The 20,932-nt window shown below is 40.1% G+C and carries 14 protein-coding genes; 7 read left to right on the forward strand and 7 right to left on the reverse strand.

The window, feature by feature from the left end; all coding sequences use genetic code 11:
- Positions 1-110 precede the first annotated feature (110 nt).
- Positions 111-1,952 carry a long-chain-acyl-CoA synthetase gene (locus tag HMPREF0013_RS17610; protein WP_002114967.1) on the reverse strand — a complete coding sequence of 614 codons (1,842 nt, stop codon included), beginning with the start codon at positions 1,950-1,952 and terminating at the stop codon, positions 111-113.
- Positions 1,953-2,143: 191 nt separating this feature from the next.
- Complete coding sequence (locus HMPREF0013_RS17615) at positions 2,144-5,467, reverse strand: Rne/Rng family ribonuclease (protein WP_002114651.1); 3,324 nt, start codon at positions 5,465-5,467, stop codon at positions 2,144-2,146.
- A gap of 721 nt (positions 5,468-6,188) precedes the next feature.
- Here HMPREF0013_RS17615 and HMPREF0013_RS17620 point away from each other — a divergent pair.
- From HMPREF0013_RS17620 to HMPREF0013_RS17635, 4 genes are all read left to right on the forward strand, one after another.
- Positions 6,189-7,121: an RluA family pseudouridine synthase gene (locus HMPREF0013_RS17620; RefSeq protein WP_002114926.1), complete on the forward strand. Its 933-nt coding sequence runs from the start codon at positions 6,189-6,191 to the stop codon at positions 7,119-7,121.
- Positions 7,118-7,792, forward strand: coding sequence for an HAD-IA family hydrolase (locus HMPREF0013_RS17625; protein WP_002115122.1), 675 nt, complete (start codon positions 7,118-7,120; stop codon positions 7,790-7,792). The genes HMPREF0013_RS17620 and HMPREF0013_RS17625 overlap by 4 nt, the downstream gene beginning before the upstream one ends.
- A gap of 74 nt (positions 7,793-7,866) precedes the next feature.
- Positions 7,867-8,562: a helix-turn-helix transcriptional regulator gene (locus HMPREF0013_RS17630; RefSeq protein ID WP_002114898.1), complete on the forward strand. Its 696-nt coding sequence runs from the start codon at positions 7,867-7,869 to the stop codon at positions 8,560-8,562.
- A 49-nt stretch (positions 8,563-8,611) separates the two neighbouring features.
- The gene (locus HMPREF0013_RS17635; RefSeq protein ID WP_002114900.1) at positions 8,612-9,217 is read left to right on the forward strand and encodes a glutathione S-transferase family protein; all 606 of its coding nucleotides are present in this window, start codon (positions 8,612-8,614) and stop codon (positions 9,215-9,217) included.
- Between the two features lie 58 nt (positions 9,218-9,275).
- Here HMPREF0013_RS17635 and HMPREF0013_RS17640 read toward each other — a convergent pair whose 3' ends face one another.
- Both HMPREF0013_RS17640 and hcaR read right to left on the reverse strand, forming a co-directional pair.
- Entirely contained in the window at positions 9,276-9,953 is a 678-nt protein-coding gene (locus HMPREF0013_RS17640) for a DUF1345 domain-containing protein (RefSeq protein ID WP_002115060.1), read from the reverse strand.
- 266 nt (positions 9,954-10,219) lie between these two features.
- Entirely contained in the window at positions 10,220-11,125 is a 906-nt protein-coding gene (hcaR, locus tag HMPREF0013_RS17645; protein WP_002115024.1) for a DNA-binding transcriptional regulator HcaR, read from the reverse strand.
- Positions 11,126-11,778: 653 nt separating this feature from the next.
- On the opposite strand from hcaR, the gene HMPREF0013_RS17650 reads away from it, so the two are divergent.
- Positions 11,779-12,831 (forward strand): MBL fold metallo-hydrolase, encoded by a 1,053-nt coding sequence (locus tag HMPREF0013_RS17650; RefSeq protein WP_002114734.1) that lies wholly within the window; start codon positions 11,779-11,781, stop codon positions 12,829-12,831.
- Between the two features lie 66 nt (positions 12,832-12,897).
- Here the strand turns inward: HMPREF0013_RS17650 and katG are convergent, their stop codons facing one another.
- The 3 genes from katG to HMPREF0013_RS17665 all read right to left on the reverse strand — a co-directional run bounded on the left by katG (position 12,898) and on the right by HMPREF0013_RS17665 (position 18,444).
- Positions 12,898-15,054: a catalase/peroxidase HPI gene (katG, locus tag HMPREF0013_RS17655; RefSeq protein ID WP_002114790.1), complete on the reverse strand. Its 2,157-nt coding sequence runs from the start codon at positions 15,052-15,054 to the stop codon at positions 12,898-12,900.
- Positions 15,055-15,578: 524 nt separating this feature from the next.
- Positions 15,579-17,873 carry a phosphoenolpyruvate--protein phosphotransferase gene (gene ptsP, locus HMPREF0013_RS17660; protein WP_005066019.1) on the reverse strand — a complete coding sequence of 765 codons (2,295 nt, stop codon included), beginning with the start codon at positions 17,871-17,873 and terminating at the stop codon, positions 15,579-15,581.
- A gap of 85 nt (positions 17,874-17,958) precedes the next feature.
- On the reverse strand, positions 17,959-18,444 hold the full coding sequence (locus HMPREF0013_RS17665; RefSeq protein WP_000567255.1) for an RNA pyrophosphohydrolase: 486 nt from the start codon (positions 18,442-18,444) through the stop codon (positions 17,959-17,961).
- Between the two features lie 182 nt (positions 18,445-18,626).
- Here HMPREF0013_RS17665 and HMPREF0013_RS17670 point away from each other — a divergent pair, with 182 nt between their 5' ends.
- Both HMPREF0013_RS17670 and HMPREF0013_RS17675 read left to right on the forward strand, forming a co-directional pair.
- Positions 18,627-19,277 carry an HAD family hydrolase gene (locus tag HMPREF0013_RS17670; RefSeq protein ID WP_002115098.1) on the forward strand — a complete coding sequence of 217 codons (651 nt, stop codon included), beginning with the start codon at positions 18,627-18,629 and terminating at the stop codon, positions 19,275-19,277.
- A 189-nt stretch (positions 19,278-19,466) separates the two neighbouring features.
- Complete coding sequence (locus tag HMPREF0013_RS17675) at positions 19,467-20,906, forward strand: DUF2252 domain-containing protein (RefSeq protein ID WP_002114793.1); 1,440 nt, start codon at positions 19,467-19,469, stop codon at positions 20,904-20,906.
- Positions 20,907-20,932 lie beyond the last annotated feature (26 nt).

A 20,932-nucleotide genomic window follows, 5' to 3' on the forward strand; every position in this document is an offset into this window, starting at 1 on the left:
GATGTCGCGTATTTTAGCAAGTTATTCAACTAACACAAGAGGAAATTTAAAAACATTTGCATGATTGCCTATAAAAAGCACGATTTCCTCTTGTTTAGCTAAAAAATGAACTAAAAACGGTATTTATATGCCTGAATGTTGTCAAAAATTTCAGTTGTGATGTCACAGTAACTGCTTTCACCAGGCAATAAAGCGAGTAAACGTTCAGAAGTTTTGCTTGGATTAAACGCATCTTCCTTCAATTTATTCTTTTGGTACTTAAAAGTACCTGTGGTTTCAACTTTAGCCTGTATACGTAAAAACACTGGTACCGCATAAGCAGGTAAGCATTTTTTAAATACAGTCACCATTTCTGTTAAGTCAGTGTCATTTAATTCAGCACCATCAGCAAGTGTGATTGCTGCCATACCTGCACGACCATTGGTATTTGGAATTTCTACGCCATAAACCACAGCTTCAGCGATCTTGTCATATTCACACACCATGTTTTCAACTTCTGTGGTAGATACATTTTCGCCTTTCCAGCGGAAGGTATCACCTAAGCGGTCAACAAACTGAGCGTGACGGAAACCAATATTACGAACAAGATCACCTGTGTTGAAATATGAGTCACCTTTTTTAAAGACATCTTGCAGAATCACAGATTTGTTCTTTTCTGGGTCAGTATAGCCATCAAATGGAGAGCGACTGGTAATTTTACCTACCAATAAACCGACTTCACCTGCTTTAACTTTTTTGCACCAGCCATTTTTATCGCGTACAGGCTCATTCTTTTCTTTATCAAATTGAATGACTGCATACGGCATAGGGGAGAAGCCTACCGTATTATCAAAGTTGAAAATATTACTAAAGCCGACATTGCCTTCACTTGAAGCATAAAGTTCAAGAACTTCTTCAACACCAAAACGCTGTTTGAATTTATCCCAGATGTTCGGACGCATGCCGTTACCAATCATTTTGGTTACACGGTGAGCACGGTCAAGCTCTGTAGTTGGAGCATCCATTAAGTAACGGCAAAGTTCACCTACATAACCGATTGCAGACGCATTAAACTTCTGAACATCTTTCCAGAAAGCACTGGTTGAATATTTACGTCGAATGGCAAGCGTAGAGCTTCCTGCAATCACTCCACACCAGCACACCACCACACCTGTTGCATGGTACAGCGGTAAAGTGACATACATCACATCATTTGGGCCAAGGTTTAAAATGTGGCCGTAAGTGCCGTAGGCAAGTGTCCAGCGGCTATGTTTAAAAATAACTGCTTTTGGTAAGCCCGTTGTACCCGAAGTATAAATATAAAACAGGCCATCATTTCCATGAACGGAATGTGTGGTTGATGGATTGAATTTCGGGAATTGATCAATTTCTATTGCAAGATTGGCATAACCTTGAGGTGCTGTTCCTGCATCTTGACGAGTAGCCTGATCTGCAAACCAGTGGAAACGGTCTTTAGGAACGTTTAAGTCTTGACGAATTTCATCAATTGCAGCACGAACTTCTTCACCCGCAATGACTGCAATTGGTTTTACAAGATTGATACTATGAGCGAGAACTTTACCGACTTGAGATGTATTTACAAGCGCAATCGTTACCCCAATTTTAGCTAAGCCCACAATAGTGGCAATAAGCTCAGAACGGTTCTCAACCATTACGGCAATCACATCACCTTTACGTGCGCCGAGAGATAAATAATAGTGAGAAATCTGGTTAGCCCATTCATTTAAAGCTTCATATGAGTAACTTTGATCTTCAAATAATAAAGCAATACCTTTCGGATTTCGCTTAACAGCTTTCTCAAAAGCTACACCTAATCCAGTTGGTGTATTTGCTGTTCTTAAATAAGCCTGTTTAAGACCATTCAGGATATGGGGTACTTTGGGAATGAAGCTAGGAAGTCTAGTGGCAACATCCCCAAGCGTAATGATATCGGTCTGTGTTGTCTGGCTCATATCAATCCTATTTATTTTTCGATCAATCCAAAAAAGGTTGCGTTGGCAAAAGTACAGTATTTTTCATGGTTCACCATGCTTTTAAAACTTTTCTTCTAGTGCAATCAACCTAATTGGTTAAAAATAACAAAAAAAACCTAGTCATCGAAATGACTAGGTTTGTTTAAATTAGCTGCAATTGAGCAAATGATTTACTCAGCTACAGGATTTGCTTTCTTTGGTGGACGGCCGCGAGGGCGACGAGGACGACTTGGTTTGTCCTTATCAGCTTTAGAATCTTCTGATTCACTCTCGGCAGGAGCTTCAGTTGGCTCTACAGCTTGTTCTGTAGCTGCTTTGGCTTTTGCAGCTGCTTTTGGCTGTTTTGCAACCGGAGCCTCTACTACAGGTTCAGCTGGTGTCTCTTCTACATTAGCTACTACTTCAACTTGCTGATCAAGCTCAAGCGGTTGTTGTTTTGATTCAACAGGTGCTTGTGTTTCAGCAGTAGGAGCAACAACGGCTTCTTGCACAGTCTCAGCTACAGGGGCAGCTTCTTCTGGTGCAGAATGTTGTTGTTTAACTTGCTCAAAAGCTTGTTCAGCTGCAAGTTTCGCTAAACGACGGCGTTCACGCGGATCATTAGCAACTCGTGGTGTCGCTTCTTTTGGTGGCGTCAATGGAAGTACTGGCGCAGGTTCTGCTTCTTGTGAAGGCTTATTGCTTGGAAGCTCGGCATCACGAGTAACAGGCTTTTTGTCTTCAGCTTCAGATGCGACTTCAGTCACTAGAGTACTTGCATATTGCTCTGCAAATTTCTGCAATGCACGATTGAATGTTGGAACTAAACCAAACTGTTCAATCAGTACTGTGCAGTCTTCACCGTAAACATGACGGATCAAGCTACCAATTGTATATTGCGCCAACGTTGGAATTTGCGATGGGGCAATTGATGGTGCAGCAGCTTTAGCACGTTTTGCATTGCGTTGTTCACGGCGACGCATACGAGGATCATTACTTGCACGTTGAACTTGCGGTTGAGTTTTCTCAGCCTTTGGTTGAGGAGCTTCTGCTTCAGCAGTTACCGCCTCTTCCACTGCCACAACTGGTGCTGGAGCTGATTCTTGAGTAGCTTCAACAACAGGTGCTTTTTCAGTGCGTTCAACAGGTTGCTCAGGCGTTAAAGCAATAATTTCGCTTTGTGCTTGATCAACATTGATGACTAAGGCTGTATTCATGACTTCATGCTGTGGAGCATCAATCAAATCAACCTTAATTTGTTTTTCATCAACAACTGCTGCTGCTGGCGTATTTTGATTTTCATTTAATACGCTTGGATCGCGGTGGCGATTCGGGCGGTTTGGACGTTGTTGATTATTACGGTCACGACGTGGTACAGCATGTTCAGCTTGTTGCCCATCATTTTGATGTTGCGCATGCGGCTGATCTTGTTGTTGACGCTTTTGTTGACGTTTTAATTCACGTTGCTCTTGGCGTGATAACTGTACAACCTCTTCATGAACCTGTTGTTGCTGTGGTTCTTGATTGTGGTGGTGCTGATGTTGTTCACGTTGCTCTTTGTGCTTACGTTTTTTGTTGTTTGGACGCTGCTGTTGTACTTTATCGTCTTTTTCAACATTCTCACGTGCTTCCTGCTTAACAGGAGATTGAGAAATATAAGCATTGTTAGATGGAGCCGAAGTAACTTCTGCAACTGCTGGTGCTACAACTTGTCCAAACTGCCCACGGCTAACAGCGCCAGTATTCACCATTTGTTCAATTGCGGCAGCAGCATTTTGTGCTGAGCGAGATTGATCAACTGTTTGAGCTTGTTTTTGAACAAAAAGGTTTTCTAACCATGCACAAGGACTCGCTGTTTTTTGAGCGCTTGCCTGAGCAGTAGGTTGAGCCGCTTGATTTGCTTTCTTTTGATTAGCTGCATTATTGGCAGCAGGGGCAGCATGAGTATGGCCATGATCGGCTTCTTCTAAATGCCATTCAGAAGATTCATAACCTAACTCTTTTTCACTTGAACGAGTTGCTTCAGTACGTTCATAGCTAGATGGTGCAAATCCATCTGGATTGTACTGAATTTCGTAGTGAGGTGTTTCTAAGTGCGGGTGAGGTAAAACAGTCACACGAACACTAGAAGTTTGTTCTAAATAAACAAGACTATGACGTTTTTCATTGAGCAAGAATGCCGCAATTTCAACAGGTACTTCTACTTGTACTTCACCATGACGTTCACGAAGCGCGATCTCTTCTACTTTACGCATAATAGAAAGCGAAAGTGAGCGTAAATCACGAACCATGCCTGTACCATGACAGCGAGGGCACACATAACCTGTTGCTTCTTCAAGAGATGGACGTAAGCGTTGACGGCTCATTTCCATTAAGCCAAAACGAGAAAGTTGGCCAAACTGAATACGTGCGCGATCGCTTTGAGTTGCTTCACGAAGTTTTGCTTCAACCATGCGTTGGTTGCGCTCTTTAGTCATATCGATGAAGTCGATTACAACTAAACCACCAATGTCACGAAGACGAAGTTGGCGAGCAATTTCTTCTGCTGCTTCTAAGTTAGTATTCAGCGCAGTTTCTTCAACGTCATGTCCACGAGTTGATTTCGCAGAGTTAATGTCGATTGAAACTAAAGCTTCAGTCTGGTCAATTACGATTGAACCACCAGAAGGAAGTTTTACTTCACGCTCATAAGCAGTTTGAATTTGGCTTTCAATACCAAAATGAGCAAATAATGGCTCGTTTAAAGTATAAGTTTTGAGTTTGTCTAATTGACGTGGCATCACTGCTTTAACAAAGTTATAAGCTTCGTTATAAGCCTGTTCGCTATCAATTAAAATTTCTGCAACATCATCACGTAAATAATCGCGGATAGCGCGAGTAACAACACCTGCTTCTTGATGAACCAGCATTGGAGAAGGACCAGAGCTTGCTGTGCCTTGGATTTGAGCCCAAAGATCAAGCAAATGCTGTAAGTCTAACTGTAATTCTTCTTGGGTACGGCCAATACCAGCGGTACGTACAATAACGCTCATACCACGTGGTAAATTTAAAGAAGCTAGAATTTCTTTTAATTCTTCACGTACAGAACCTGAAATTTGACGACTAATACCGCCGCCTTTCGGGTTGTTTGGCATAAGAACCAAATAACGTCCTGCAAGTGAAATAAAGGTAGAAAGGGCTGCACCTTTATTGCCACGTTCTTCTTTTTCGACTTGAACAAGTAATTCAGTACCTTCAGTGATAAGTTCACGAATGTTTGAAGTTTGTCGTGGGTCTGCTTGGAAATAACTGTTAGCAATTTCGCGCATAGACAAGAAGCCTTGACGGCCTGCGCCGTATTCAACAAAAACAGCTTCTAAAGATGGTTCTACGCGGGTTACATGGCCTTTATAGATATTGGATTTTTTCTGTTCTCGGGTACGATTCTCTAAATCAAAATCGTAAAGACGATTACCAGTGATAAGTGCAACGCGGACTTCTTCTGCGTGAGTTGCATTAATCAACATACGTTTCATGGGTGTGACACCTAATAGTGACCCACACAAACATATCGCACAAACTTAAAGGTTCTGAACGAACATCGAACATGACGGATCATTTCCCAGATCTCAAAATATTTGTGGTCTGAGTCATCTGTTACCGGCTACATTTAGCCTTAGCTTCGATTCTCGTCTGTGATGTAGGCAATACTGCTTCAACCTTTAAATCGGACTTCCTTAGTGCTTCACTGGCGGGTGAGCGGTGCATTGGTTAATGACTTTCACTGTCATTGGGCGCGAAGTGACTTCTTTTTGGAAGTTTGATACGGAATGCTCATCGTATCGGTGCTTTCGGCAGTTCCAATGCATCAACGCTTTAGCCTGAAGGCAACATTAAGGAGCGATTTGTCTGATGTGTATCAGTTTACGTTCCATAACCAACTAGAGTTGGTAACATATTTTTTTGAACAAACTGAATTAAACGCAACAGTTTGTCATTTTGCCGATATAATAAGCCTTCGGCGTCGGCATAATTCTTTAGGACCAATCCGAGCTGGTGATGAAAGCATCATTTTGATTGAGGTTTCAATCAGGGAAATTCCCTATTAGATGTTCACTTACGGCGGTATCCGTGCGCTGACTATATCAAACCTTGCAGCATCTGCCTATGGGCTAAGCTTAGATTTCTTGTGAAAAAACTAAGCTAATCGGTCATTTATTAATCAAATTTAGCAAAATTTCAGGTTTAAATATTAGTATGAATTCTACACAGCAATGGCAAAGTGTCACTTGGTTTGAGGTGGATGAACATCAAGCAGGACAGCGAATTGATAATTTCCTGTTTTCGCGTTTAAAGGGTGTACCTAAGAGTCGTATTTATCGTTTGATTCGTGAAGGTCAGGTTCGAGTAAACAAAAAACGTATTAAAGCTGAGACCAAATTAGAGATTGGAGATCAGATTCGTGTTGCACCTATTCGCTATGAACAAAAGGATGAAACCGCTGCTCCTGTGAGTGATAGTGTAGCACAGAGTCTACTCAGCCGTGTGGTTTATGAAGATGAAGGTCTGTTAGTCATCAATAAACCGTCGGGTATTGCTGTACATGGTGGTAGTGGTGTGGCATATGGTTTGATTGAGGCTTTACGCGCAGCGACAGGTAAAAAATATTTAGAACTAATTCACCGCATCGACCGTGACACCTCTGGGCTGGTCATGATTAGCAAGAAACGTAGTACTTTAAAGCTGCTACAAGATATGTTGCGTGAGCACAAAATTCGTAAGACTTATGCGGCAATTGTAAAAGGTCAGGTGAGTCTCGATAAACAACTCATTGATGCTCCTCTATTTCGTTACGAGTTAGCCAATGGCGAGCGTCGTGTACGTGTGTCCAAAGAAGGTAAGCCAAGTAAAACCGAATGGGTTGTTGCAGAGCGTTTTAAAAATGCCACTTTGGTTCATGCATCGCCGTTATCAGGTCGTACCCATCAAATTCGTGTCCATGGCTTAAGTATTGGACATCCGTTGTTGGGTGATGATAAATATGGACACACCACTGAGTACTCAGGTCCGCAGGCACGACGTTTATGTTTACACGCGATGCGTTTAGATATTCCGGGTTATCCACCGATTGAAGCGCCGTTACCAGAAGACATGACCCAGTTATTAAAGGCTTTGAGAGTAGCAAAATGAGTCTGAAAACCGAATTAGTTATTTTTGACTGGGATGGAACTTTATATAACTCTGTTGGCCAGATTGTTGCCAGCTTACAACATGCAGCAGAGCAACATGAACTGCCTCTAAGCGATGAAGCCGCAAAAAGTATTATCGGTTTAGGCTTGCCTGAGGTGATGCAGACCTTATTTCCAGAAGCGCCAGAATTGCATGACTCGATCTTAAAGGTATATGGTGATCACTATATCGCGAACTCGACTAGTGATGCATGGTTTGAGGGTATTTCTGAACTACTCCATGATTTAAAAGCCCAAGGTTTAAAACTTGCTGTAGCGACAGGTAAGAACCGCCGTGGGTTAGACCGTGTAATCGCAAAAACACAAAGTACTCATCTTTTTGATGTGACTCGGGCAGCCAACGAAACACGTTCAAAACCAGATCCGCTCATGCTGCAAGAAATTTTAACAGTCACTGGAGTGAGTGTTGAGCAAGCAGTCATGATTGGTGACAGCAGCTATGATCTTGAGATGGCACAGCGTTTAGGGATGCCGCGTATCGGAGTAGGCTATGGCGTACATTCGGTTGAAGTTCTGCAAAAGTTTCAACCTTTAACGATTGCTAAAGATGTACAAGAGCTTCACAGCTTTTTGAGAGGGTATACTCAGTTACCTACTGTAGATGTCGCTTAAATTGAAATAGTATTAAAGAGGGAATACGTTCCCTCTTTTTTTAAGCTGAATAACAAAACAATAAGAAGAGAAAAATGAGCCGTTCAATTCGTCTATTAAATCTTTTACAACAGCTCCGTGAAGCCCGTTACCCAATCACAGCACAAGTCTTGGCTGAAAGCTTAAACATTAGTGTTCGAAGTGTCTATCGAGATATTGATAGCTTACGTGAGCAAGGTGTAAGAATTGATGCCTCAGCAGGCTTGGGTTTTCAGCTTAAAGAAGACATCTTATTACCACCAGTTACTTTTAATGAGAATGAAGCCGAAGCTCTATTTTTAGCTTTAGAGTGGTTGAAAGACGTTCCAGATCAGGCAATGAAATCGGCAGCCGTTTCAATCTATTCTAAACTTTATGCAGTTCTACCTGAGCACCGGAAATATTTGATCGATGACATGACGCTAGGCGTTACACATTACTGGCATCCGGTTGATGAAGCTTTAGTAGAACAAGTACGTTTAGCGATTCGTAAACAAGTAAAAATAAAAGTCGATTATTGCGATGAGCAAAAACGGTTAAGTGAACGTTCACTTTGGCCTTTTGCTTTAGGGTATTTACATGACAAAGTTGTACTTGCTGCTTGGTGTGAATTACGGCAGGCATTTCGCCATTTTCGGATAGATCGTATCCATGACTTGCAAATGAGTGAGGAAATATATCCTGAATTTAAAAAACATCTGTTTCAAAGATGGTGGAAACAAGAAATGCAAAGGACTACTGACAAAAACTGACAAAAGTTATTTGTAAACTAGGAACTACGATAAACAAGGAGCAATAAGAATGAGCCTTAAACTTTATACTAACAAAGAGTCACGTGGTGTAGTTATTGACTGGCTTTTGGTCGAGTTAGGTGTTGAATGTGAACGAATTGAAGTCGCATATAAGACCGAGATGAAATCGCCTGAATATCTAAAACTTAATCCTTTTGGAAAAGTACCGGTATTGGTAGATGGCGATGTCGTGATTTATGAGTTGGGTGCAATCTGTGCTTATTTGGCTGATAAGTTTAGTGATAAAGGTTTGGCTCCTGCTTTAGATGATCCGAAACGTGGTTTGTACTATCGTTGGTTATTTGTGATGGCGGGCCCTTGGGAAGCTGCGGGTGTTGATAAAGCTTTAGGAATAGAAATATCACCTGAGCAAAAAATGTTTGTTGGCTATGGCGATTACAACGATGCTTATCAAGCTTTAGTTCAAGGATTGAGTGAAGCGAATCCGTATGTATGTGGTGAGCAATTTACCGCAGCAGATATAAGTGTGGGAGCAATGCTTTTATGGCAGTTAAAAATGAATGCGATTGAATCACATCCTGCTATTACCCGTTATGTTGAAACAATCAAACAGCGTGAAGGCTTAAAACAAAGTACTATGGGGCAACTGCTGTAAACCTAATATTCTTAAAAGTCACCCAAAGGGGTGGCTTTTTTGTTTTCAAATAAAGGTTTTAATTGGTAAGAAAGCCAGCAGCAACGTTAATACAAATCGCTAAAATGGTGGTATTAAATCCAAAAGACAACACAGCGTGAAATAAGTTTAAAAGACGCATGTGCTTGGTGGTAATTGACACATCCGCAGTTTGAGCAGAAGTACCAATAATATAACTAAAATATAGAAAATCAGGATAAGTTGGCTGTTTTGTACCAGGGAAATCTAACCCTCCATTTTCCTCATTTCTAGATAAAGCCATATAAAAATCATGGGCATAATGTAGAGCAAAAACGGTATGCATAAAAAGCCATGCAGACACAATGGTGAGTAAAGCTAAAGCCACATGACCTAACTTTGCAGAACTGTCGGAAGGGAGTTGTGACAGTTGAATTAGAATAGCAACCAAACACATGATTAATGCTAATAAAACAATCAGCATAATGACCCATTTGCTTTCATCTTGTTTTTTAGCTTGCTGTTGCATTTGTGAATGGTCGGCACTTTTCATGAGTTGCCAAACATGTAGTAAATATATGCTAACGGAAGCATTCCAGCTGACTAATAAAATAGTTGACCACTTCCATGATGTTAACCATGTCAAAATACCGGCTGTGACAATACCTATGAATAAAGCAATAAAGAAATGTGGGCGGTTTTGTACACTACGTCCTAGATGTTGAAATACGCCAACCATTTTCCTAGTCTCCTTTATTACACGGTAAATATATTATTTTTTATTAAATGGTGAAAATAATATATGGTTTTATATAGATTTTATTTCAATTCTTTTCATTTATATTCATGAGATATTTAATTTTACCTATTAGGTAAAATAAGACATTACTGTGGATTAAACTGTTTATAAAAAGTATAAAATAAATAGAAGGAATATTTATTTATACTTTTTTATAAAGATGATCTTATTAATCATGTGCTTAATAATAAAGTTATTCGTAATAATTAAGCATGGTTTAAGTTTTTATCTAAATGGAATACTTTAGTGAGCTGGTCAATGAATTTTTGAACGCCTAAAGACTGTGAGTTTTTACGGTAATTTACGAATAAATCAAGTGTTGGTAAGTCGACATCCAGTGGACGAACTATCGTGTTTTTGATGCCTAAAGGCGCAACGTAGGCAGGTAAAATTGTACAGCCTAATCCAGAACCAAGAGAGTTAATATTGAATAATATACTGTCTGCTCTTTGAACAATATTCAGTTCAATGTTATGAGTTTTAGCGAAATCTAAAATAGTGTTATGTAAGGTTTGTGATTGCTCGGCTGCCGGGATAATAAAGTCAATACCTTGTAAGGCATGGACTGGGATTCGATCATATTGAGCAAGTGGATGATTTTTAGGAAGTAAGAAAATCAGGGGTTCAGTTAAAACAAATTGGCTTTGTATTTCATCACTATCTGTATTTTCACGAGTAAACGTAATGTCCAGCTCTCCTTTTTTTAAGGCTTTAAGCTGTTCAGTATTGTTTAAATTAGATAATTCAATGGTGAGGTCTGGGTGTTGTAGTCGCAGATTAGGAAGTACATAAGGGAAAATTTTCATTTCTGCGATGGGAACGAAACCGATACGTAACAATTGCTGTTTAGCCTTAGAAACTTGTCGTGCCATAGCGACCGCTTTTTCAGCCTGAGCGAGGGTGAGTCGAGCATGTTCTAAAAATACTTCGCCTTCTTCTGTTAACTCAACTTTGCGTTTTGTGCGGTTTAAAAGTCGTACACCAACGTCTTCTTCTAAATCTTTAATTTGTTGGCTAAGAGAGGGCTGTGCGGTAAAAAGTTTAAGAGCGGCTTTACTAAAATTTAATTCTTCAGCAACGGTAATGAAATATCGGAGATGGCGTAGTTCCATAAGACTAATCCAAAAAATGTCTTACTATGATTTAAGTGAAGTATAAAGCATAAATAGATATAGCGTGAAGGTGATTTAGGTATTTATAAAATAAATGGAATTTTAATTTTCATTAAAGATTTAATATGGGAATATAAGCTCAAATAATTCATAAAATATATTAATAATTAAATAATAAATACATTATTTTTAATTAATCAAAGAATTTTCTAAAGGATTTAAATATTCATTTAAGAAATTCTCATATTATGCAAAAACTAGAATAATAAAATAAATTTATAACCTATAGGTCACTAAGATCTACCCAAATGTAATTGTTACTAAATATATTGTTTTTATTGCACAGAAGAATCTTAAGTTAAAAATTACGGGCGCCAAAGATGAAATAGGGAGGTTCTATAGCGGCTTTCGGCATCTTCTAATTGTTATGTTATACAAGAAGTCTTAGTAAGAATGGTAATTACTGACGCATAAACTCAACACATCTAAGTGTTTTTTATGGCACTCTAATTTAACTTAGGTTGGCTATGACCACGATAAAATGGATATTTATATGATAAATAAGTGTAAGTGCCATAGCTTAATTTGTTTTAATCGTTAAGATAGAAACCTGATCACATCCATTCTGCTGATGCTAAAACATAGAAAAGCCCATGAAAGACAAGCCGACATTAACATATCAATTGCCGACTCAGTCCTGTTGGACGCATACATGGATAAAACCTCCTTTTTGTCATCCCGAGTCTGGGCATGAAACGGATACACGTTTTTATAATCAACAGCCTAAGTTACCTGCTCGTGGCTCAAAAGAGTTATTGCGTTGGTTAGTTACGCGTGAGTCTTTTACATGGAAAGTGGATATTCAAAATGAATATGAAACTCGTGTAAATACGGCTGTAGCTTTGCCGCAAAATCGACCTCAGGCAGATCTGGATGATTGGCAAGTCTGGTTCGTTGGGCATGCAACGGTATTGGTTCAGATTGGTCCTTATAACTTTATTACCGACCCAGTGTGGTGTGATTATGCAAGTCCTTCACAAGGGCGCGGCCCACGCCGTGTATGCCCGGCAGGTTTTGCACTAGAACAATTACCGACGATTCATGGAGTTTTGCTCAGCCATAATCATTATGACCATATGGACTTGGCGACACTTGAATGGCTACATAAAAAATTCGCAATGCCAATTTACACTGGACTCGGGAATGGTTTTTATCTACCTAAAGAGTTTCATGTCATTGAGATGGATTGGTGGCAAGAAATTCCTTATCACGAATTAAGAATAATCTATACACCTGCACAGCATGGTTCAGGTCGTGGTTTGCGCGACCAGAATAAGGCACTTTGGGGCGGCTTTTCGGTCGTGGCTAAAACAGGTCATTGTTTCTTTGCGGGTGATACCGGTTATGCGGGTCATTTTAAGCAAATACATGCTCGTTATGGCGCACCACGAGTTGCCTTACTTCCAATAGGTGCGTATGAGCCACGTGAATTGATGAGCTATGTTCATATGAACCCGCAAGATGCGCTACATGCGCACTTCGATTTACAGGCTCATCGTTCTATTGCGATTCATTATCGGACTTTCCAATTGACTGATGAAGACCGAGAAGACCCAGAGCATGCTCTAGCACTGGCAATTAAAGCTTCTTCAAAGCTTGCAAATCCTTTTTATTGCATTCGGGAAGGACACAAACTGACTGTTTAAAAAACGATGCTTGATATTAAAAAAGCCAGTTCAAATTGAACTGGCTTTTTACTATTTTGACTTAAATTAAGCTAAGTCAAAACGGTCAAGATTCATGACTTTAGTCCATGCAGCAACAAAGTCTTGAACAAATTTTTCTTTACCATCTGCCTGAGCATAAACTTCGGCTAATGCACGTAAGATTGAGTTTGAACCGAAGACTAAATCATTACGTGTTGCGGTAAATTTTACTGCGCCTGTTTTACGATCTTTGCCTTCAAATACTTCGCTTGTTGAGTCAACAGGTGCCCATACAGTTGACATGTCGAGTAAGTTCGTAAAGAAGTCTGTGCTGAGTACACCAACTTGCTGAGTGAATACGCCGTGTTGTGAGCCATCCCAGTTGGTGTCCAGTACACGTAAGCCACCAATCAATGCAGTTAACTCTGGTGCAGTCAAAGTCAGTTGTTGTGCTTTATCAATTAATAATGCCTCAGTTGTTGCGCTGACACCCTCTTTTTTCCAGTTTCTAAAACCATCGGCAAGGCCAAGGAGTAATTGGAAAGATTCGACATCAGTTTGACTTTGTAATGCATCAACACGACCAGGGGCAAATGGAACGCTAATGTTGAAACCTGCCGCTTGAGCAGCTTGTTCTACACCAACATTACCTGCAAGCACGATTAAATCAGCTAATGATAATTGAGTAGAAGCTTTGAGTTCTTCAATTTTAGTTAAAGTCTCAACGGCTTTTTTATTTACGTCCCATTCACGTTGTGGCGATAAAGCAATACGTGCACCATTTGCACCGCCACGCTTGTCTCCACCACGGAACGTGGATGCTGAAGCCCAACCAAGGGAAACTAGCTCACCAGCAGATAATCCCAATGCAACAATTTTTGCTTTTGCATCATCTATGCTAGCAGCAGATGGTATAGCGCTGGCAGCAGGTAATGGGTCTTGCCAGATTAAATCTTCAGCCGGAACTTCAGGACCTAAATAACGTGCTTTTGGCCCCATATCACGGTGAGTTAATTTGAACCAAGCGCGAGCAAAAGCATTGGCAAATGCTTGTGGATCGTTAAGGAAACGACGAGAGATCTTTTCAAACTCAGGATCAAAACGTAAGGTCAAATCTGTAGTAAGCATTGTTGGCTTACGTTTAACTGATGGGTCGAATGGATCTGGAATGATTGCCTCAGCATCTGCTGCTACCCATTGAATTGCACCAGCAGGTGAACGCTCTTGTACCCACTCGTATTTGAATAGGTTTTCAAAGAAGTAGTTGCTCCATTGTGTTGGTGTTTGTGACCAAATCACTTCTAAACCTGAGGTGATTGCATCTTTACCCACACCAGTACCAAAACTGTTTAACCAGCCAAAGCCCATTTGTTCAATTGAAGCTCCCTCAGGATCAGCCTGAACATGGTCAGCAGAGGCAGCGCCGTGAGTTTTACCTAAAGTATGACCGCCTGCGATTAAGGCAACAATTTCTTCATCATCCATTGCCATATTGCCGAAAGTCGCGCGAATAAATGGTGCAGCTGATTTAGGGTCACCGCTGGCTTGTGGGCCTTCAGGGTTTACATAAATTAGACCCATTTCGGTTGCAGCTAGATTGCTGCCTTCCAATGCTTCAGAGTTGCGATGAGCTAACCATTCTTTTTCATCGCCCCAGTTTACATCGTTGTCTGGTTCCCAAACATCTTCACGACCTGCACCAAAACCGAAGGTGCGGAAACCCGAAGATTCAAGTGCGATGTTTCCAGCAAGAATAAATAAATCTGCCCACGATATTTTTTGACCGTATTTTTGTTTAACTGGCCATAATAAGCGGCGCGCTTTATCTAAGCTTGCATTGTCAGGCCAACTATTTAATGGCGCAAAACGTTGCTGACCACGACCAGCACCGCCACGGCCATCACCCATACGATACGTACCGGCAGCATGCCATGCTAATCGAATAAATAAGCCTGTATAATTTCCCCAATCGGCTGGCCACCAATCTTGAGAATCGGTTAATACATTTTTGATATCAGCTTTGAGGGTGTAGTAGTCGAGTTTTTTAAATTCTTGACGGTAATTAAATTCTTTACCAAGTGGGTTAGAGCGTTCTGAATGTTGGTTGAGTAGGTCGACGCGTAGTTGTTTTGGCCACCAGTGTAAACTAGGCGTGCCACCACCGACCGTTACCTCTGATTTTGATTTATGGCCTGAAAAAGGGCATTTTGATTCGTCTGACATGGTTATATTCTCTCTGGGTAATAATTATTGAGCTCTTCGTAAAATGTTAGGGCTCATTTTCCTGGACTTCTGGTTTAAAAACTCATGTTTACTAAATAAAGAAATGGGAGAACAAATGGTGAGAGAAACCGTTTAAAAGTCTTTTCACTGAGATGTCGGCCATTATTTTTTATTTAATAATGCATCAGATTCCTTTACTTGTTATTCCTCCAATTTACTGCATGAAGGTTAAAAAACAAGAGGAAAAATAAGATGAAACTTGTAAATAACGATGCATAGAATTACCTCTTCAATTGTTGGAACAACGTAAGATCTTTTAATAACGCTCTGTAAATATACTAGGAGTAGAAGTCTTATTTTTCAAATGGATTAAACTGTCAATATTAATTTAAAAAACCGATTATATGTTTATTTAAAAGATTAAGATGGCGGCAATAGTGAGATGAAATTTTTTATATTTAGTTGTAGTAGACGTGATCTCAAATGAATAAAGGAGAGCATTGCTCTCCTTTATTGTTTATATATTAAACATTTACGATTCGATTCGATTTCACCATATCAGCTAAACCGTGAGTTTTAAAATAGTACTCAAGCCAACTTTTCACGATGAGTGGATTATTCATTTTCATGACATCATCCAGCAATTTTTGTGCATCTGTCATAGGGACATGACAAATTGCTTTTCTTACTCGCAAAATGTTACTCGAACTCATCGAAAGGGTATTAAAGCCCATCGCCATGAGCAGAATTGCTGATAATGGATCACCTGCCATTTCACCACAAATACTGATGGGTTTTTTGTATTCATGACATTCTTTAACTAAGCGGGTTAGCGCACGTAGAATGGATGGGTGAAAGTGTGAGTAAACGTTTGCCACATGTGGATTATTACGGTCAACTGCAAGTAAATACTGGGTTAAGTCATTTGAACCGACCGAGAAGAAATCGACGAGTTCGGCAAACTCATCAATTTGTAGCAGTACGCTCGGCACCTCAACCATAATCCCAATTTTTGGTTTGGTAATTTTAACTTGCTCTTCTTCTTGCACAGCAATCCAGTCACGTTCAAGTAAATAAAGTACTTCTTCGACTTCACTGACTGTAGTGACCATTGGCAATAAAATATGCAAATTATTTAAACCAATACTGGCTTTGAGCATGGCGCGAATTTGCGAAGAAAAAATCTCGGGATGATCAAGCGTGAAACGAATACCACGCCAGCCTAATGCCGAGTTTTCTTCTTCAATACTGAAATACGGTAAGTCTTTATCGGCACCAATATCGAGAGTTCGCATCACCACAGGTTTGTTAGCGAAGTGGCTTAATTGTTGACGATAAATTGCACGTTGTTCTTCTTCACCCGGGAAACGTTCCCGTAACATGAATGGAATTTCACTTCGGTATAGACCTACGCCTTGAGCACCACGTTGTACTCCGCGTACTACGTCAATCATGAGGCCCGTGTTCACATAGAGCTGAACAGACACACCATCTGGAGTAATCGCTTCTTTGGTCTCGTATTGTTTGAGATCTTTTGCGATTTGTTCATCTTCTTTCTGAATTTCTTTATAGCGTTGACGTAAACGACGTGGAGGGTTTACAAAAACACGGCCTTGATAGGCATCCACAATCATTTCTGCATCATCAAGTGTGTTCACTGGCAGTTCAGTTACACCAACTACAGTTGGAATACCTAATGCACGAGCAACAATCACCATATGTGAGTTGGCTGCACCTTCGGATGTCACAATCGCTGCAATATTGTCTACTGGCAACTCTACAAGTGCCGCAGTACTAATCTCTTCACCAATTAAAATACTGTCTGGACTCAGGTCACGATGGCTAGAGTCTTCTTCTTGCAAAGAGGCTAAAATACGTCGCCCTAAATCTTTAAGGTCGGAAACTCGTTCACGAAGATAGTCATCTTCCATCTGTGCAAATAGGGCAGTGTGTTTTTCAATGACACGACGTACTGCACCTTGTGCCCAATGTCCATCACGAATGAGTTCTTTAATTTCTGCTGGCAATGCATTTTCATCTAGCATTCTTAAGAAAACACTAAATAAAGCGCGCTCTTCGGCCATGAGAGAATCATGCATTTTTTCATCTAAAGAACGAATCTCTGAACGAACTGATGAAATGGCTTGATCTAAAATTCGAAGTTCATCGCTAATATCTTCTGCTTCACGATCAGGCACAGAACCCAAATCGGCAGGCGGATATAAAATAATAGCGCGACCTAAAGCAACACCGCCTGCACCTGAAGCACCTTGAAAGGTTTTGTAGGCAGGTCCATTACTCGGCTTACGAAATACGTCAATATTACCCACTGCATGAGCATGAGCAATAACGCCAGAAAGCTGAGCACACAGCGTAACTAAAAAGGACTCGGCAGCTTCACTAAAATCTTGAGGAAGTTTGTTTTGGACAACCAAAACACCCATAACCTTACGACGATACATAACTGGTACGCCAAGGAATGAGTTATAAATTTCTTCGCCTGTTTCTGGTAGATACAAGAAACGCTCATGTTTTGGCGCATTGTCAAGGTTAACAATTTCTTCACGCTGCCCAACCAGACCAACCAAGCCTTCACCGAGTTGCAAAGAAACATGGCCTACAGATTCTGGATTTAAGCCTTTAGAGGCCATTAATACATAGCGCTGATTGCGTTCATCTAGTAAATAAATAGAGCAAACATCCACTTTCATGGCCTCAGCAACCTGATTAACCATGATGTCTAATGATTCATGCAAACTGACGGACGCATTAACCTCTTGGACAATGCGCCGTAGAGTGTCGAGTTGCATGTTTGACATGGATGTATACTCCAGTATTTTTTTAGACTATGAATGTATTTATAACAGCACTTTTAATAAAAATCATTTGCTAGATAAATGATTTTTAGGGTAATTGTTGCATCGGCAACTGTGTACACAACTCCACCATGGCTTTACGATAAACATCACGCTTGAAGTTCACCACTTGTCCAAGAGGATACCAATAGCTAACCCACTGCCATTCATCGAATTCGGGCGGGTCGGAAAGGTTTAACTGAATATTTTTTGCAGGCGCAGTTAACTTCAGTAAAAACCATTTTTGTTTCTGTCCGATACATACGGGGTCAGAGTCTGACCGAATGTACCGATGTGGCAAACGATAACGCAGCCATCCTTTGGTTTGCGCAATAATCTGGACATGTTCGGGCAATAAGCCGATTTCTTCTCTCAGTTCTCGAAAAAGTGCCTGTTCAGGGGTTTCTCCAAACTGGATGCCTCCTTGTGGAAATTGCCAAGCATTGTGACCAATGCGCTTTGCCCATAAAACCTGTCCATCATCGTTTGCCAAAATGATCCCGACATTCGGTCGGAAACCTTCTGAGTCGATCATTTGGCTACCTAAATATTGTCTATATCGTTGACTTTAATCGCGGGGACAAACACTTTTTTATGTCCAGCTCGAAAAGATCAAAGTAAAATGTTTAAATTGCTACGATCTTAACGAATTTCTATCGACTAGCGGAGATAGATTTACATTTTTTTTCTTAAATTTCAGTTTAAACGAGAATTTTCATGAAACTGGCGTTGTTTGATTTAGACCATACCTTGTTAAATACCGATTCAGACCATTCTTGGGGTGAATTTTTAGTCAATGAAGGTTTGGTTGATCCGGTTCATCATCGTCAGATGAATGATAAATTTTATGAAGATTACAAAGCAGGGCAACTTGACCCGTATGCTTATAATGAATTTGTTTTCGGATTTTTAACGCAGCATGACAACGACTACTTAACTGAGCTCCACCAATTGTTCATGCAAAAAGTCATTCGTCCGCAAATGCGTCCAAAAGGTTTTGACGCAATCAAAAAACATCAAGATTTAGGCCATACTATTGTGGGTATTACGGCAACGAGTGATTTTATTACTGCGCCGATTTTCCGCGAATTTGGGATTACCGAAATTTTAGCAACCAATGCTGAAGTGGCTGACGGAAAATATACGGGTAAAGTTGCTGGTTTAGCGTGTTATCAAAAAGGCAAACTTGCACGTCTAGATGCATGGTTGGAAGGCCGTAACGTGTCTGAGTCTTGGGCGTATTCCGATTCAATTAATGACCGTTTTTTACTTGAATATGCAACGCATGCAATTGCAGTAAATCCTGATGATCGCCTTGAAAAACTGGCTCAAGAACACAATTGGGACATTCAGGACTGGTCGATTTAAAATTGTGGAGTTGGAAGAACAATTTGAAAAGTTTTGAGGTCTTCCAACTCTTAACTATATTTAAAATCATTTTTTAATATTTCTTATAAATCTTAGCTAAAAAAAGATATTGCTATGATTAATAAAATAAATTTTATCTTGGTAAAGATTTTAGAATATAAAAAATTTTAATTTAAAAATGAGGGAATAATGTCAAAAACAACACCAATTAAATTACCAAAACAACTTTGGAATGATGAAAGTATTGATTTAACACGTCATAGCTATCAGGGGAAACTACTAAATAAAAGCGAAGGCTTCAAATTAGGTAAGGCTCAACGTAAAAAAGTTCCACGTGAACACCTATCAAAGCTTTCTGAACGACCAAAAGGTACAACTGCCTTAACGGTCTATGATTGGAGTAACCAAGGACGTTTAGAAAAGCTCAAGCCGATTCGTGCAAAACGGATGAGTGTTTCTCCATTTACATTTTATCGTGGCATGCCTTCTTTGATGCTATTTGACCAAGCGTGGGAGCAGGCAAATTCAGGCTTATTTCAACAGATTTGTGGGGATTGTCATTTAAGTAATTTTGGCGGTTTTGCAAGTCCCGAACGTAACCTGTTATTTGGAATTAATGATTTTGATGAGACTTTAGTTGCCCCATTTGAATGGGATGTAAAGCGCTTAGCAACCAGTTTTGTAATCGCGGCACGTGATATTCATCTTGCAGAGAAAGTCGGGTTAAAAGCAATTAAAATAATGCTGAATAGTTATCGTCAGCACTTATTAGAAATTACAGAACTTTCACCACTCCAAGTTTGGTATGAAAAAGTTGATGCCAGTATATTATTAGAAAATACTGAGTGTCGAAAACTAAGAAAGAAACGCGAGAAGCACCTCGATTCAGCACAGAAAAGAACTGCGTACTCTGTTTTGCCGAAGCTTACCCAGCAAGATCAAGATACAGGGTTTCGTCATTTTATGGATGATGCGCCGTTATTATGGCATCCAGATCTAGATGAGCCATTTGGTAAAGATGTTGATGTATTTTTTCAAAAATACCGTGATTCTTTGAAATATGATCGCCAAGTGCTTTTTGATCGTTATCAACGTACAGATGTAGCTTTGAAAGTAGTGGGTGTTGGAAGTGTTGGTACACGATCAGCGATTGCATTATTTCAAGATGCAGATCGGGAACCGTTAATTTTACAAATGAAAGAAGCGAATCCATCAATTCTCAGCCCGCTATTTGTAGACAAGGTAAATCACGAAGGTGAGCGTGTAGTGCATGGTCAGCAGCTCATGCAGGCCGCAAGTGATATATTTCTTGGGTTCTCTTCAATATCAAATCAGCATTTTCATGTACGCCAGTTACGTGATATGAAAATTTCGGTTGATCTTAGTGACATGGATGATGAGTATTTCTATGAGTATGCTGAAAGTTGCGGTTTAGCCCTGGCTCATGCCCACGCTAAATCTGGAAATGCAGATGTACTTATGGGATATCTGGGCGAAGGTAATACGATAGTAGAAGTATTACAAACGTATGCAGAAGAATATGCAGAACGTAATCTAAATGACTATAACCAATTTATGAATGAAGTTGCAGATGGTAAGATTCAGCTCGCTGGAGATGATGCACTTTAATAATAAGTATGCTGCTACAGATGACA

The organism is Acinetobacter sp. SH024, assembly GCF_000163635.1.
Lineage (GTDB): Bacteria > Pseudomonadota > Gammaproteobacteria > Pseudomonadales > Moraxellaceae > Acinetobacter > Acinetobacter pittii.